The sequence below is a fragment of the Vulcanococcus limneticus LL genome, assembly GCF_943369875.1.
In the GTDB taxonomy this organism is placed as follows: domain Bacteria; phylum Cyanobacteriota; class Cyanobacteriia; order PCC-6307; family Cyanobiaceae; genus Vulcanococcus; species Vulcanococcus limneticus_A.
In genome coordinates this window covers 181,846-195,108 of record NZ_CALROT020000002.1, presented here as the reverse complement: position 1 = coordinate 195,108, position 13,263 = coordinate 181,846, and the positions used below count along the sequence as shown (strand labels likewise).

Genomic DNA, 13,263 nt, shown 5'->3' with positions numbered 1-13,263 from the left:
CGTGGATCCGCTCACCCGGCAATGGCTTGTCAAGGTTTCCAGGCGGTTGCCGGCAGGGGATGGGGCGCGGTGGGACCCGGCCCGGCGGCCCTGATCAGTCGACCCCCGGGCCGCCGGCGGCCCGCTGGGGCGGAGCGGCGGGGGCCCGCAGGCCCAGTTCCGGTTTGTCGGGATCGCTGAGGTCGATCGAGCGCACCGTGGTGCCCCGCACCCGGCCCGGCAGGCGGCTGGAGAGGTGTTCCAGCACGTCGAGGCGCTCGTTGAGCCGCGCATCCGGCGGCCCGAGCCGCACCTCCCCCAGGGCCGCCGTGACCAGCCAGAGGCTGCCATCGGGTTCGAAGCGCACCTCCTGCAGGGGGCTGCCCAGCTCATTGCGGCGGGCCAGCACCAGGGCCAGGGGGGGGCGCAGCCGCTCCTGCCAGCCCCGCACCCACACCAGCGGCCGCTGGGGGGTGGCCGTGCCCAGCTGCTGGCGGCTGCTCATCCAGTTGCCGAGGCGATCCACGAAGCCCTGCTCCAGGCCCTTGCCGGTGCGGCGCTCGGCCCGGGCCACGGCCTCCCGGTCCACCAGATCGATCCGCAGGCGCGGCGGCAGCATCAGCCGGCTCACCTGAACTTTTTCCACAGGCAGGGCCGCCGCCAGGCTCGCGGCCAGGCCGCGGGGCTGCACGCTCAGCAGCTGCAGCGGGAAGCGCAGCCGACCCTCGCGGATCACCTGCTCGCGGCTCACCTGGCGGCTGCCGCTCACCTCCACCTGCTCGGGGCTGCGCAGGGTCCAGCCCTCGCGCAGCAGGCCATAGCCCAGGCCCGCGGCCGCTGCGCTGAGCACCAGCACCCGCCAGAGGTTGCGCAGGCGCTCCTGGCGGCGCTGCTGGCGCAGTTCCCGGCGCCGATCGGCCCCGGGGCCCACGGCGGGCCCCCTGGGCCGGGCCTGGGGGGCGCCGGCCTGGGCGGCGCGATCGGCGCGGCGGCGGTTCAAAGGTCGCAGCGGGAGCGGGCCATCAGCTCATCGATCCAGCGCCGGGCCCGCTCCGCGTCGGAGAACGGCAGATCCTTCTGCACCCCGCCTCCCACCAGCCGCAGCCGGCAGGCCCCCTGGGACTCCTCGGTGAGGGGCGCCTCGCCGGAGCCCAGCGACAGCAGTTCCACCAGCTCCAGCGACTTGATCGAGAAGCTGTCGACCGTCTTCAGCTGGCCCGCCTCGAACAGGCTCCAGCTGAGCACGCCATCCACCAGCCGGGCGCCGCCGCAGCCGTCCAGCTTGGCCAGTTCGGCACCGGCTGCCCAGTCGCGGAAGAGGCGCTGGCGGCGGCGCTCCAGCCAGCCCAGGGCGGTCAGCAGGGGAAAGACCACCAGCAGCGGCAGCCACAGCAGGCCATGACTCATGTGGCGTTCCCTCCCCCGTGCTGCGGTGCGTCCGATTCTTGCGCCAGTTCCACCAGTTCGTGCACCAGCTGCTCGAGCGGCAGGCCGCTGGCCTCCCAGAGCATCGGGTACATGCTCTGGCTGGTGAAGCCCGGCAGGGTGTTGATCTCGTTGAGCCAGAGCTGGCCCGTGGCCTCTTCGTAGAAGAAGTCGACACGCGCCAGGCCGGTGGCTCCCACGGCCCGGCAGGCGGCGATCGCCAGCTGGCGGGCCCGCTCCGCCAGGGAGGCCGGCACGTCGGCGGGGATCACGGTGTGGCTCAGCCCCTCGCTGTATTTGGTGGTGTAGTCGTACCAGTCGGCGTCGAAGCGGATCTCGCCCAGCACCGAGGCCTTGAGCTGGCGGTTGCCCAGCACGGCGCACTCCAGCTCCCGGGCGGTCACCCCCTGCTCCACCACCAGGCGTGGGTCGTGGCGGGCGGCTTCCACCAGGCCGGCCAGCAGCTCGGTGCGGCTGGTGGCCTTGCTGATCCCCACCGAGGAGCCCAGGTTGGCCGGCTTCACGAAGGCGGGGTAGCCCAGCTGCTGCTCCAGCCGGTCCAGCAGGGGCTCGGGGTGCTGCAGCTCGGCGGCATCGACGCAGGCGTAGGGCACCTGGGGCAGGCCGGCGGCGGCGAAGGCGGCCTTCATCGCCTGCTTGTCCATGCCCACGGCCGAGCCCAGCACACCGGAGCCCACGAAGGGCACCTGCATCAGCGCGAACAGGCCCTGGATGGTGCCGTCCTCGCCGTTGGGGCCGTGCAGCACGGGAACCCACACCGCCACGTCCAGGGCACCGGCGGGGAAGCCCTGGAATCCGGGGCGGGAAGGGGCATCGGGCAGCTCGGCCGGCTCGGCGGGGGCGCCCTTGGCCAGCACCGCCTCGGCCACGGCCGGCGGCCACCAGTGGCCCTGGCGGTCGATGTAGAAGCAGCTCAGCCGGTAGCGCTCGGCGTTGGCGCCGCGGCGCAGGGCCGCCGCCACGGTGTTGGCCGAGCGGATCGACACCGCGTGCTCTCCGGAGGCCCCCCCGAACACCAGGCCGAGGTGGAGGGGGGCAGGGGTCATGCGCCGGCGGACGGGAGGGGCCAAACGTATCAGCGATCCGGGCGCGGACCAGGCCGCCCGGCTGTCGCGCTGAGTCCAGGACGGCTGGGCTCAGCCCAGGGGCCGTTCGGCTCAGGCCAGGGCCACGCCGCTGAGGGAGAAGGCGCGCACCTCCTCGATGCGCACATTCACCAGATCTCCCACGCCCCAGGCTCCGCCATCGGCCTTCGCCGCCGGGAAGAAGGTGAGGCGGTTGGTGCGGGTGCGGCCCATCACCTGCTGGGGATCCTTGGGGTTGGCGCCCTCCACCAGGATCTGCTCGATCCGGCCGGCGTAGCGGGCGCTGCGCTCCCTGGCCTTGCGCTCCACCAGGGCGTTGATCTCCCGCAGGCGCTCCACCTTCACCTCCTCGCTGAGCTGGTCGGGCCAGTCGGCGGCGGGGGTGTTGGGGCGGGGGGAGTAGGCGGCGGTGTTGACCGCATCGAAGCCGATCTCTTCGATCAGGTCGAGGGTGCGGCGGTACTGGGCGTCGGTTTCGCCGGGGAAGGCCACGATCACATCGGCGCTGATTGAGGCCTCGGGCATGCGCTCGCGGATGCGCTCGACGATGCGGCGGTAGCGCTCCACCGTGTAGCCGCGCGCCATGGCCTTGAGCACGGCGTCATCGCCGCTCTGGAAGGGGATGTGGAAGTGCTCGCACACCCTGGGAAGATCGGCGCAGGCGTCGATCAGGCGCTCGGTGAAATAGCGCGGGTGGCTGGTGGCGAAGCGGATCCGCTCGATCCCCTCCACGTCATGCACGTGATGGAGCAGGTCGGTGAGGGTGTGGCTGCGGCGGCCTTCCGGGGTGATGCCGGGCAGGTCGCGGCCGTAGGCGTCGATGTTCTGGCCCAGCAGGGTGATCTCCTTGAACCCCTGGGCGGCCAGGCCCTCCATCTCCAGTTTGATGGCCTCGGGCAGGCGCGACTGCTCCTTGCCGCGCACCGAGGGCACCACGCAGTAGGTGCAGCGCTCGTTGCAGCCGTAGATCACGTTCACCCAGCCGCAGATCGTGCTGTCGCGGCGGGCGGTGGTGATGTCTTCGAGGATGTGGTGCTCCTCGGTGGCCACCACCTGCTGGCCCTGCTCCACCTGGGCCAGCAGCACATCGAGGCGGTTGGCGTGCTGGGGTCCCATCACCAGATCCAGCTCGGGCACCCGCCGCAGCAGCGATTCCCCCTCCTGCTGGGCCACGCAGCCGGCCACCACCAGGGTGAGATTCGGGTTGGCCCGCTTCCGTTGGGCCTGGCGCCCCAGGTAGCTGTAGACCTTCTGCTCCGCGTTGTCGCGGATTGTGCAGGTGTTGTAGAGCACCAGATCGGCCTCCAGCTCGGCCTGGGCTTCGCAGTAGCCCATCGCTTCGAGGATCCCGGCCATGCGCTCGGAATCCGCCTTGTTCATCTGGCAGCCGAAGGTGGTGATCCAGTAGCTGCCGCGCCCGGTCTGGGCCGCCGCCGGGGAGGTCGCTGCCGCTGGCGCCGCCGCTGCGGCTGCCGGGGGGCTGAAGGGTGTCGCCGTCATGGATCCAGTGTCCGCCATCGCGGGTGGGGGCGGTGCAGGGATGGGGGGTGTGGCCGCGTTCGCCCGGCGGGGTCGGGCTGGGCGGGAGTGTCCGCCACGTCTGACCAGGCTGTACGGATGGACGGAGACGCGAGGGAGGGGCTCTCCTGCTCAGGCGATGGTGGGTCTCCGGAGGGCATCCAAGCCCCCCGGGCCAGCGGCGGCCGGCGCCGATCCATGCCAGTTTGAGGGCCTTGGCCTGCCGTCATGCGCCTTCGCCTGCGTCGCTTTCGGCTCACCAAGGCCGTGCCGCTGGTCATCAGCCGCGGCAGCACCGCCGCGGTGGAGCACCTGCTGGTGACGGTGGAGCACGACGGCCTCACGGGCCGCGGCGAGACCGGCGGCTTCGACACCGGCCACCGCGCCTACGCCACGGACGCGATCGCCGCCGAGCTGGAGGCGCTGGCCCCCGACCTGGATCCCTGGGCCCCCGAGCCGCTGCAGGCGCTGGAGCCGCTGCTGGCCCGGCTCTCGCCGCCGGCCCGCTGCGGCCTCGATCTGGCCCTGCACGACTGGTGGGGCCAGCGGCTGGCCCAGCCCGTGCACCGGCTCTGGAGCCTGGATCCGGGGGCCTGTGTCGCCACCAGCGTGACCCTCGGGCTGGGGGAGCCCGTGGCTGTGCTGGCGCGGCTCGAGCGCTGGTGGCTGCAGCTGCCCGCCACCCGCATCAAGCTCAAGCTGGGCAGCCCGGATGGGGTCGGCCACGACCGCGTGCTGGTGCAGACGGTGCAGGAGGCCCTGGCCCGGCGGGCGGACGCCGGCGGCCAGGGCCTGGAGCTGCAGGTGGATGCCAACGGCGGCTGGGATCTGGCCACTGCCCAGGGGATGCTCCCCTGGCTGGCGGAGCGGGGGGTGGTGCTGGTGGAGCAGCCCCTGGCGCCGCGGCTCGATACCGCCGCCGATGCGGCCGGCTTTGCGGCCCTGCGGGGCCTGGCGCCGATCCCGGTGGTGGCCGATGAGAGCTGCTGGGATCTGACCGATCTGCTGCGCCTGGCCCCCCATGTGGATGGCATCAACATCAAGCTGGTGAAGAGCGGTGGCCTGGCCGAGGCGCTGCTGATGGCGCGCACGGCCCGGCGGCTGGGGCTGGGGGTGATGCTCGGCTGCTACTCCGACAGCGCCCTGCTCAACGGCGCCGCCGCCCAGCTGCTGCCCCTGGTGCGCTGGCCCGACCTCGACAGCCACCTCAACCTGGTGGACGACCCCTTCACGGGCGCCGAGCTGGTGGGCGACGTTCTGCGGCCCAGCGATCGCCCAGGCTTGGGGGTGCGCGGCCTGCCCCCTGAGGAGGTGTCCTGATGCTCACGGCCGATGCCCCCCTGGTGCTGCTGCAGCACGGCGGCCTCGACAACCTCTCCGGCAAGACCGGCCTGGCGATGCTGCGCTACCGCCAGGGTCCGATCGTGGCGGTGATCGATCCCGCCCAGGCCGGCCGTTCCCTGGAGGCGATCACGGGCATCGCGCGGCCGGTGCCGGTGGTGGGCTCGATGGCCGAGGCCCTGGCCTACGGCCCGCAGGTGGCGGCGGTGGGCCTGGCGCCCTCGGGCGGCCGCCTGCCGCAGGAGATGCGCGCCGACGTGGTGGCGGGCCTGCGGGCGGGGCTGAACCTGGCCAGTGGGCTGCACAGCCGCCTGGCGGACGATCCGGAGTTCGCCGCCGTCCCGCTGCGAGCGGGGCAGTGGATCTGGGACCTGCGCCGGGAACCGGAGGGCCTGGAGGTGGCCGCGGCCCGCTGCGCGGCCCTGCCCTGCCGGCGGCTGCTGGCGATCGGCACTGACATGGCCGTGGGCAAGATGAGCGCCTGTCTGGAGCTGCAGGCCGAGGCCCGCCGCCAGGGGCTCGACGCCCGCTTCGTGGGCACCGGCCAGGCGGGGATCCTGATCAGCGGCCAGGGGGTGGCCCTCGATGCCGTGCGGGTGGACTACGCCGCCGGGGCCGTGGAGCAGGCGGTGCTGCAGGCGGCTGCTGGGGCCGGGCCCGGGGCCCTGGTGCTGGTGGAGGGCCAGGGCTCCCTCTGCCACCCGGGCTCCACCGCCACCCTGCCACTGCTGCGGGGCAGCCAGCCCACGGACCTGCTGCTGGTGCACCGGGCCGGCCAGGCCCAGGTGCGTCCCCGGCCGGGGGGTGCCGCCGTGGCGATTCCGCCGCTGACCGAGCTGATCGCCGCCGCCGAGGCGTTGGCGGCCCTCGGCCGCCCCGATGGCCACAGGCCGCGGGTGGGGGCCATCGCCCTCAACACCGCCCTGCTGGGGGAGGCCGAGGCCGCCGCGGCGATCGCCGCCGTGGCAGCCGCCACCGGCCTGCCCTGCGCCGACCCGGTGCGCCAGGGAGCGGCGGAGCTCCTGGCGGCGCTGCTGGCGGCGGGCTGATCGCCCCGTGGCGCTGCCGGGGCAAAAAAAACGGTGACGGCCGAGGCCATCACCGCAGGAGGTTCAGGGGCGAGCGAGGGGACTTGAACCCCCGAATGGCGGAATCACAATCCGCTGCCTTAACCACTTGGCTACGCCCGCCAGGGCTTCGGCATCTTAGATCAAGACATTCCCCAGCTTCCGCCGGTCCCCGTGAGCGTCGAGTCGTCGAGGTCAGAGACGTCGGGCCCAGGGACTGCCAGCCCGGGGTCCTCAAGCCCAGACCCCTCCCCTGCCCCCAGCGGCTGGCGGCCCTGGCTGGGGGGGGCGCTGCTGCTGGCCGGCCTGGCCACGGCCCTGGCCTGGACCAACCCCGGCCCCGCCGAGTTCGAGAGCTTCGCCGGCGAGCGCCTGGTGGAACTGGCCGCCGATGAGGTGTGCGGCGAGGAGGGGCTGCCGCTGCTGCTGCGCCTGGTAGTGCGCGACTGCCACGGCCTGATCCGCAGCCAGCGCCGGGCCCTCGGGGCCCTCGCCGCCCAGGCCACCCACCGCTACAACGCCGGCCTGTTCAGCCTCTATGCCACGGAGGTGGGGGGCCAGGAGCTGATGCCCGGGCTGGCGGTGCCCCGCTACCACGCCCTCACCCTGGGCCTGGCCGGCCAGTTGCTCGTACTCCGGGCCGACAGCGACACCCGCGTGGAGCAGAAGTGAGCGGGGCTGGGGCGCCGCAACCGTCCGCCGGGTCGCCGCAGGAGCCAACCCCCTCCCAGCGCCGGCCGCTGCCGCCCCTGCGGCTGCCCCGGGCCCTGCTCGACCCCTGCCAGGCCGACCTGGGCTGTGGCGATGCCGATGGGCTGCTGACGGTCCGGCTGGAGCTGGACGGGGGCCGCCTGGCCCGGATCCATCCCTGCGACGTGGCCGGGGCCGCGGGCTTGGACGCCGGCGGCGGCGAGGTGCCGGCCCCGCCGCCGCTGGCGATCACCCCGTTGGTGGAGCCCCACGCCCACCTCGACAAGGCCTTCACCTGGGCCGCCTACCCCAACCGCGGCGGTGGGATGGACGGGGCCCTGGCGGCCAACCTGGAGGAGGGGCAGCACCGCAGCGTTGCCCAGGTGCTCGAGCGGGGGGAGCGCGCCCTGGACCGGGCCTGGCGCTACGGCCTGCGGGCCCTGCGCAGCCATGTGGACAGCGGCGGGCCGGCGGGCGCCCCCAGCTGGCGGGCCCTGCTGGAGCTGCGCGAGCGCTGGCGGGGGCGCGTGGAGCTCCAGCTGGTGGCCCTGGTGCCCCTGGCGTTCTGGAGCACGGCCGAAGGGCTGGCCCTGGCGGAGCGGGTGGCCGCGGCGGGGGGGCTGCTGGGGGGCGTGCTCGGGCCGCCCTATCCGCGCTCCGGCGGCGAGGCCGAGGATCTGCGGGCCCTGCTGCGGCTGGCGGACCGGCTCGGCTGCGGCGTGGATCTGCACGTGGATGAGGGGCCGGACCAGCCCGGCGTCGGTGTGGCCCTGCTGATCCGGCTGCTGGAGCGCGAGGGCTGGCGGTTGCCGATCACCTGCAGCCACAGCTGCAGCATGGGGCTCCTGCCGGAGGCGGCCCGGTGGCGGCTGGCGGAGCGGATGGCCGCCGTGGGCCTGGCGGTGGTGGCCCTGCCCACCACCAACGACTGGCTGCTGGGCCGCCGCCACGGCCTCACCACCCCTGAACGGCCCCTGGCGCCGGTGCGGCTGCTGCAGCAGGCCGGCGTGGCCGTGGCCCTCGGCGCCGACAACGTGCAGGACCCCTGGTATCCCGGCGGCGACTTCGACCCCGTGGAGCTGCTGCGCCTCAGCCTGCGGGCGGTGCAGCTGCCCCCCTGGCAGCGCCAGGGACTGATGCCCTTCACCACGGTGCCGTCGCGGCTGCTGGACCTGGCCTGGGATGGGGTGCTGCGGCCGGGGTCCCCCGCCGATCTGCTGGTGCTCGGCGCCGGCAGCTGGAGCGAGCTGCTGGCCCGGCCGCCGCAGCGGCGGGTGCTGCGCGCCGGCCAGTGGCTGCCCCCGCCCCCGGACCGGGATCCCGATCCGCGGCTGGCGTCCTTCGCCTGAGGGCGCGCCTGGGGCGCCGCGGCCGTTGCTCCCTGGCCAGCATGGGGACGGCCTGGCCGTGCCACGGCTTTCCCTTCCTGCACGTCTGCCGCCATGACCCTGCCCTCCGCGTTGCCCACGGCCCTGCCCCCCGGCCTGCCGGCTCCCGCCACAGCAGCGCAGCTGGCGGCCCTGGGCGCCGAGCTGGCCGCCGCCGGGGTGGAGCTGCTGGAGCGGCCGGAGCAGCTGGAGGCCCTCTCGGCCGATGCCTTCGTCTATTCGCCGGTGCTGGAGCCCCTGCTGCTGGGGCGCCGGGCCCAGCTGGGGGTGCGGCCCCGCAGCGCCGAGCAGGTGCAGGCGGTGGCGGCGGCCTGCGCCCGCCATGGCGTCGCCCTCACCCCCCGCGGTACCGGCACCGGCAACTACGGCCAGTCCGTGCCCCTGGCGGGGGGCGTGGTGCTCGATGGCACCGGCCTGAACCGCCTGCGCCACGTCGATCCGGTCAGCGGGGTGGTTACGGCCGAGCCCGGCATCCTGCTGGCGGAGCTGGATCGCCAGCTGGCGGCCCACGGCCGCGCCCTGCGGCTGCTGCCCAGCACCGTGCGCAGCGCCACCCTGGGGGGCTTCATCGCCGGGGGCTCGGGCGGCATCGGCTCGCTGCGCTGGGGCTTCCTGCGGGATCCGGGCCACCTGCTCGGCCTGGAGGTGGTGACGCTCGAGCCCGAGCCGCGGCTGCTGCAGCTCGATGCCCTGGCCTCCCAGCCCCTCAACCACGCCTACGGCAGCAACGGCATCCTCACGGCCATCCGCCTGGCCACCGCCGCCGCCGTGCCCTGGCAGCAGCTGGTGCTCGGCTTCGACACCTGGGACCAGGCCCTGGCGGCGGCCCAGCAGCTGCCGGCCATGGCCCTGGAGCTCCAGGAGCTGGCGCTGCTGGAGGCCCCGGTGGCGGCCCTGCTGCCCTGGCCCTCCGGCTGCCCCGAGGCCGACGGTCGCTCCCACCGGCTGCTGCTGCTGGCGGCCCCGGCGGCCGCGGAGGTGATCGCCGGGCTGCTGCCGGGCCTGGGCGGTCAGCTGCTGTGGCAGGCACCCCAGGGGGAGAGCCGCGGCATCCCGCTGCGGGAGCTGTGCTGGAACCACACCACGCTGCACGTGCGCGGCCGCGAGCCCGGCTGGACCTACCTGCAGCTGCTGCTGCCCCAGCCGGAGGCCCCGGCCCTGGCGGCCCTGCGCCAGCGCTGGGGCGACGACCTGCTCTGGCACCTGGAGGCGGTGCGCAGCTTCGGGGCCCAGCGGCTGGCGGCGATCCCGCTGGTGCGCTGGCGCGGCCCCGAGGAGCTGCAGGCCCTGATCGACCACTGCCGGGAGCTCGGGGCCGTGATCTTCAACCCCCACGTGGTCACGGTGGAGGACGGCGGCCTCGGGGTGGTGGATGCCGACCAGGTGGCCGCCAAGCGCGCCTATGACCCGGCCGGCCTGCTCAATCCCGGCAAGTTGCGGGGCTGGACGGGCTGACGCCGAGGGGGCGGGGCGGCCGCTGTACTCCGGCGCTGGGCTCCGTCCGTCAGCACTCCAGGCTGGTGCGGGTGTCGGCGCCGGTCACGGGGTTGGTGCCGCTGGCCCGCTGGCAGAGCTGGCGCTGGTCGAAGCGATCCAGCAGGGCGCCCGTGAAATCGGCGGCCTCGATCTGGGCTCCGCTGAAGTTGGCGCCGGTGGCGATCACGCCGCGCAGCACGGCACCCCGCAGGTCGGTGCCGCTCAGATCCACGCGATCCAGCAGGGCCTCGGAGAGGTCGGCGCCGCTGAAGTCGGCGTCCGGGAAGGCGCCCTGGGTGAGGATCGAGCCGTGGAGGTTGGCGCCGGCGAAGCGGGCCCCCTTGCCGGTGGCGCCGGCGAAGGAGGCGTTGGCCAGCTGCTGGCCGCTGAAGTCCTTGCCGCTCTGGTTGGTGAGGGTGTAGTCCACCGTGTCCTGGAACAGGGCCCGCTCCTGCAGGCCCACCCCGGTGCTGGTGTCCAGGGCCGGTGCGGCGGCGGGGAGCACCAGCAGCGCCAGGCCCAGCACGGCGGCCAGCAGGGGCGCCAGCACCAGGGGCCGCCAGCGCGGCCGGTCTGCCCCAGGCCGTGGGATCGGGGGGGCGCTGGGGGACGGGGCCATGCCGGGGTGCCTGCGGATCCGGCCCCAGTCTGGTGCCGCTCCGGCAGCCGTGCCGTTCAGGGATCGAGCAGCGGCAGCACCGCCGCCACCAGGTAGAGGGAGCCGGCCACCACCGGCAGGGCCGCCGAGTCCACCAGCCAGGCCAGCTCGTCGTCCAGGCTGCCGCTGCCTGCCTCCAGCCGTGGCGGCGAGGATCCCTCCGAGGGCAGGGCCGTGTTGGGTTGAGGGCCCCCGAGGGCCTCGCTCAGCTCGGCGGCGCTCCAGCTGCGGTGCTCCGGCAGGGCCACCACCCGCACCGCATCGCCGGGCCGCAGCAACGTGCGCAGCAGCTCCGGCGCGTCCTTCTGGCGCTGGATGCCGATCAGCCAGCGGCGTGGGGCCGGCGTGGTGGCGCCTGCACGGGTGCCGCCATCGAGGCCGCCGGCGGCCTCGATGCCATCCAGCTCCCGCCGCAGCGCCACCGCGGCCGGGGGGTTGTGGGCCCCATCCACCAGCAGCGGCCGGCCCCGGACGGTGCGCCGCTCCAGCCGGCCCGGCCAGCGGGCCTCCGCCAGGCCGCGGCGGATGGCGGCGTCATCGATCGGCCAGCCCCGTTCCGCCAGGGCCTGGGCCGCCCCCACCGCCACGGCGGCGTTGTGGCGCTGCAGCGCGCCCCGCAGCCCCAGCGCCGGCCCACCCTCGGCCTCCGCTGCCAGGGGCTCCACCCAGCGCAGCTCCGTGCCGCGCTCGGCCGCCTGCTGCTCCAGCACCCGCGCCACGGCCGGATCCTGGGGCCCACTCACGGCGACGGCGCTGCGGCTGAACACGCCGGCCTTCTCGGCGGCGATCGCCGCCAGGGTCGGCCCCAGGTGCTCGGTGTGGTCCAGGCCGATGCTGGCGATCGCCAGCACGGACCGATCCGGGTGGGTGGTGGTGGCATCGAGCCGGCCCCCCAGGCCCACCTCCAGCACCGCCAGCTCCACGCCCGCCTCGGCGAAGGCCACGAAGCCGGCGGCGGTGATCAGCTCGAACGGCGTGAGGCCGTGGCGCTGGCCGAGCCCCTGCAGGGCCTCCAGCTGGCGCCGCAGCTCGGCCTCGCTGATCGGCCCGGAGGGCAGCCGGATCCGCTCGCACCAGCTCAGCAGGTGCGGGGAGGTGTAGAGGCCGCAGCGGATCCCGGCGGCCGCCGCGATCCGCTCCAGCATCGTGCTGATCGAGCCTTTGCCGTTGGTGCCGGCCACCTGGACCGCCGCGAAGCGGCGTTCGGGATGGCCCAGCTCCGCCAGGGCCCGCTGCAGCCGCTCCAGGCCGAGGTCCACACCCCGGCTGCTGAAGGGGGCGATCAGGTCGCCGAAGGGGTCGTGGTGCGGCACGCCAGCAGGGCGCGCTCCAGGCGCCGGATCGCTTCGCGGATGTGGCGGGGCTTGATCGTGAGCGGCGGCACGAAGCGCACCACCTGGGCGCCGGCCGGCACCACCAATAGCCCCTCGGCCATGGCGGCCTTCACCACGTCAAGGGCACTGGGGCCATCCGGCCGCAGCACCAGCCCCTGCAGCAGGCCCCAGCCCCGGGCCCCCTCGGCCAGCTCCGGGTGGCGGGCGGCCAGGTCCGCCAGCTCGTTCTGGAGCAGCACCCCCATGGCCTCCGCGTGGGCCGGCAGGTTGCGGCGCGACACCTCCTCGGCCACCACGAGGCCGGCGCGGCAGGCCAGCGGGTTGCCGCCGAAGGTGCTGGCGTGCTCGCCGGCCCGCAGGTGATCGGCCGTGGCCTTCACCGCCAGGGCGCCGATCGGCACGCCGCCCCCCAGGCCCTTGGCCAGGGTGAGGGCATCGGGCTCCACCCCCAGCTTCTGGTAGCCCCACAGGCAGCCGCTGCGGCCCACGCCCACCTGCACCTCATCGAAGATCAGCAGGATGTTGCGCGCGCTGCAGAGCTCGCGCACCCGCTTGAAGAAGGCCGGGTTGCCGGGGTTGACGCCCCCTTCGCCCTGCAGGGGCTCCAGCAGCACGGCGGCCACCCGCGGACCCTCGGCCTCGCACTCGGCCAGCAGGGCCTCGAAGGCGGCGGTGTCGTTGTAGGGGAAGTAGCGGAAGCCCTGCACCATCGGCTCGAAGCCCTCGTGGTACTTGGGCTGGCCCGTGGCGGTGACGGCGGCCAGGGTGCGGCCGTGGAAACTGGCCTGGGCCGTGAGGATCAGGGGGTTCTCGATCCCCCGCACCCGGTGGCCGTGCTTGCGGGCCAGCTTGATGGCGGCCTCGTTGGCCTCGGCGCCTGAATTGCAGAAGAAGACCTTGTCAGCGCAGCTGTTGGCCGCGATCCAGGCCGCCAGCCGCTCCTGTTCCGGGATCCGGTAGAGGTTCGAGACGTGCTGCAGCTTGCGCAGCTGGTCCGTGAGGCCGCGGCGTAGGGCCCGGCTGCTGTGGCCGAGGGTGCAGACGGCGATGCCGGCGACGCAGTCGAGGTAGCGCTTACCGCTGCTGTCCCACACCCAGACGCCCCGACCCCGCACCAGCTCGATCGGGAAGCGGCCGTAGGTGGCCATCACCGCGGTCTCGGCGGGCGCCTCGGCCGGCGGTGGGCTGATGGGAGCGGTGGGACTCGAACCCACATGCCCGAAGGCGCTCGATTTTGAGTCGAGTCCGTCTACCAATTCCGGCACGCTCCCGCGGCCCCGA

12 protein-coding genes and 2 tRNA genes are annotated in these 13,263 nt (G+C 74.6%); 5 read left to right on the top strand and 9 right to left on the bottom strand.

Features of this window, described 5'->3' with window-relative positions:
• Window positions 1-94 precede the first annotated feature (94 nt).
• The 4 genes from ACLV7J_RS03630 to miaB form a co-directional block, all read right to left on the bottom strand.
• Window positions 95-979, bottom strand: a complete 885-nt coding sequence (locus tag ACLV7J_RS03630) for a cell division protein FtsQ/DivIB (protein ID WP_411867754.1) — start codon at window positions 977-979, stop codon at window positions 95-97.
• Window positions 976-1,386 carry a hypothetical protein gene (locus tag ACLV7J_RS03625; protein WP_411867753.1) on the bottom strand — a complete coding sequence of 137 codons (411 nt, stop codon included), beginning with the start codon at window positions 1,384-1,386 and terminating at the stop codon, window positions 976-978. The genes ACLV7J_RS03630 and ACLV7J_RS03625 overlap by 4 nt, the downstream gene beginning before the upstream one ends.
• Window positions 1,383-2,471 (bottom strand): D-alanine--D-alanine ligase family protein, encoded by a 1,089-nt coding sequence (locus ACLV7J_RS03620; RefSeq protein WP_411867752.1) that lies wholly within the window; start codon window positions 2,469-2,471, stop codon window positions 1,383-1,385. Before ACLV7J_RS03620 ends, ACLV7J_RS03625 begins: the two co-directional genes overlap by 4 nt.
• A 111-nt stretch (window positions 2,472-2,582) precedes the next feature.
• Entirely contained in the window at window positions 2,583-4,010 is a 1,428-nt protein-coding gene (gene miaB, locus ACLV7J_RS03615; RefSeq protein ID WP_411867751.1) for a tRNA (N6-isopentenyl adenosine(37)-C2)-methylthiotransferase MiaB, read from the bottom strand.
• A gap of 246 nt (window positions 4,011-4,256) precedes the next feature.
• On the opposite strand from miaB, the gene ACLV7J_RS03610 reads away from it, so the two are divergent.
• Window positions 4,257-5,348, top strand: coding sequence for a dipeptide epimerase (locus tag ACLV7J_RS03610; protein ID WP_411867750.1), 1,092 nt, complete (start codon window positions 4,257-4,259; stop codon window positions 5,346-5,348).
• The gene (locus ACLV7J_RS03605) at window positions 5,348-6,418 is read left to right on the top strand and encodes a DUF1611 domain-containing protein (protein WP_411867749.1); all 1,071 of its coding nucleotides are present in this window, start codon (window positions 5,348-5,350) and stop codon (window positions 6,416-6,418) included. The genes ACLV7J_RS03610 and ACLV7J_RS03605 overlap by 1 nt, the downstream gene beginning before the upstream one ends.
• A gap of 68 nt (window positions 6,419-6,486) precedes the next feature.
• Here ACLV7J_RS03605 and ACLV7J_RS03600 read toward each other — a convergent pair.
• A tRNA-His gene (locus ACLV7J_RS03600) sits at window positions 6,487-6,559 on the bottom strand.
• 51 nt (window positions 6,560-6,610) lie between these two features.
• Between ACLV7J_RS03600 and ACLV7J_RS03595 the strand changes: the two genes are divergently transcribed.
• The 3 genes from ACLV7J_RS03595 to ACLV7J_RS03585 all read left to right on the top strand — a co-directional run bounded on the left by ACLV7J_RS03595 (window position 6,611) and on the right by ACLV7J_RS03585 (window position 9,969).
• On the top strand, window positions 6,611-7,108 hold the full coding sequence (locus ACLV7J_RS03595) for a DUF4359 domain-containing protein (protein WP_411867748.1): 498 nt from the start codon (window positions 6,611-6,613) through the stop codon (window positions 7,106-7,108).
• Entirely contained in the window at window positions 7,105-8,475 is a 1,371-nt protein-coding gene (locus ACLV7J_RS03590; protein ID WP_411867747.1) for an amidohydrolase family protein, read from the top strand. The genes ACLV7J_RS03595 and ACLV7J_RS03590 overlap by 4 nt, the downstream gene beginning before the upstream one ends.
• A 93-nt stretch (window positions 8,476-8,568) precedes the next feature.
• Window positions 8,569-9,969: an FAD-binding oxidoreductase gene (locus ACLV7J_RS03585; protein ID WP_411867746.1), complete on the top strand. Its 1,401-nt coding sequence runs from the start codon at window positions 8,569-8,571 to the stop codon at window positions 9,967-9,969.
• A 49-nt stretch (window positions 9,970-10,018) separates the two neighbouring features.
• On the opposite strand, the gene ACLV7J_RS03580 is transcribed toward ACLV7J_RS03585, so the two are convergent.
• The 4 genes from ACLV7J_RS03580 to ACLV7J_RS03565 form a co-directional block, all read right to left on the bottom strand.
• Complete coding sequence (locus tag ACLV7J_RS03580; protein WP_411867745.1) at window positions 10,019-10,609, bottom strand: pentapeptide repeat-containing protein; 591 nt, start codon at window positions 10,607-10,609, stop codon at window positions 10,019-10,021.
• Between the two features lie 56 nt (window positions 10,610-10,665).
• On the bottom strand, window positions 10,666-11,961 hold the full coding sequence (locus ACLV7J_RS03575; RefSeq protein WP_411867744.1) for a bifunctional folylpolyglutamate synthase/dihydrofolate synthase: 1,296 nt from the start codon (window positions 11,959-11,961) through the stop codon (window positions 10,666-10,668).
• The gene (locus ACLV7J_RS03570) at window positions 11,931-13,130 is read right to left on the bottom strand and encodes an aspartate aminotransferase family protein (protein ID WP_411867901.1); all 1,200 of its coding nucleotides are present in this window, start codon (window positions 13,128-13,130) and stop codon (window positions 11,931-11,933) included. Before ACLV7J_RS03570 ends, ACLV7J_RS03575 begins: the two co-directional genes overlap by 31 nt.
• Before the next feature lie 41 nt (window positions 13,131-13,171).
• Window positions 13,172-13,253 (bottom strand) — tRNA-Leu (locus ACLV7J_RS03565).
• Window positions 13,254-13,263 lie beyond the last annotated feature (10 nt).

Coding starts and splice junctions, on each gene's coding strand:
- ACLV7J_RS03625 (WP_411867753.1), bottom strand. CDS start 1,386: ATGAGTCATGGCCTGCTGTGGCTGCCGCTGCTGGTGGTCTTTCCCCTG.
- ACLV7J_RS03620 (WP_411867752.1), bottom strand. CDS start 2,471: ATGACCCCTGCCCCCCTCCACCTCGGCCTGGTGTTCGGGGGGGCCTCC.
- miaB (WP_411867751.1), bottom strand. CDS start 4,010: ATGACGGCGACACCCTTCAGCCCCCCGGCAGCCGCAGCGGCGGCGCCA.
- ACLV7J_RS03610 (WP_411867750.1), top strand. CDS start 4,257: ATGCGCCTTCGCCTGCGTCGCTTTCGGCTCACCAAGGCCGTGCCGCTG.
- ACLV7J_RS03605 (WP_411867749.1), top strand. CDS start 5,348: ATGCTCACGGCCGATGCCCCCCTGGTGCTGCTGCAGCACGGCGGCCTC.
- ACLV7J_RS03585 (WP_411867746.1), top strand. CDS start 8,569: ATGACCCTGCCCTCCGCGTTGCCCACGGCCCTGCCCCCCGGCCTGCCG.
- ACLV7J_RS03580 (WP_411867745.1), bottom strand. CDS start 10,609: ATGGCCCCGTCCCCCAGCGCCCCCCCGATCCCACGGCCTGGGGCAGAC.
- ACLV7J_RS03570 (WP_411867901.1), bottom strand. CDS start 13,130: ATGGCCACCTACGGCCGCTTCCCGATCGAGCTGGTGCGGGGTCGGGGC.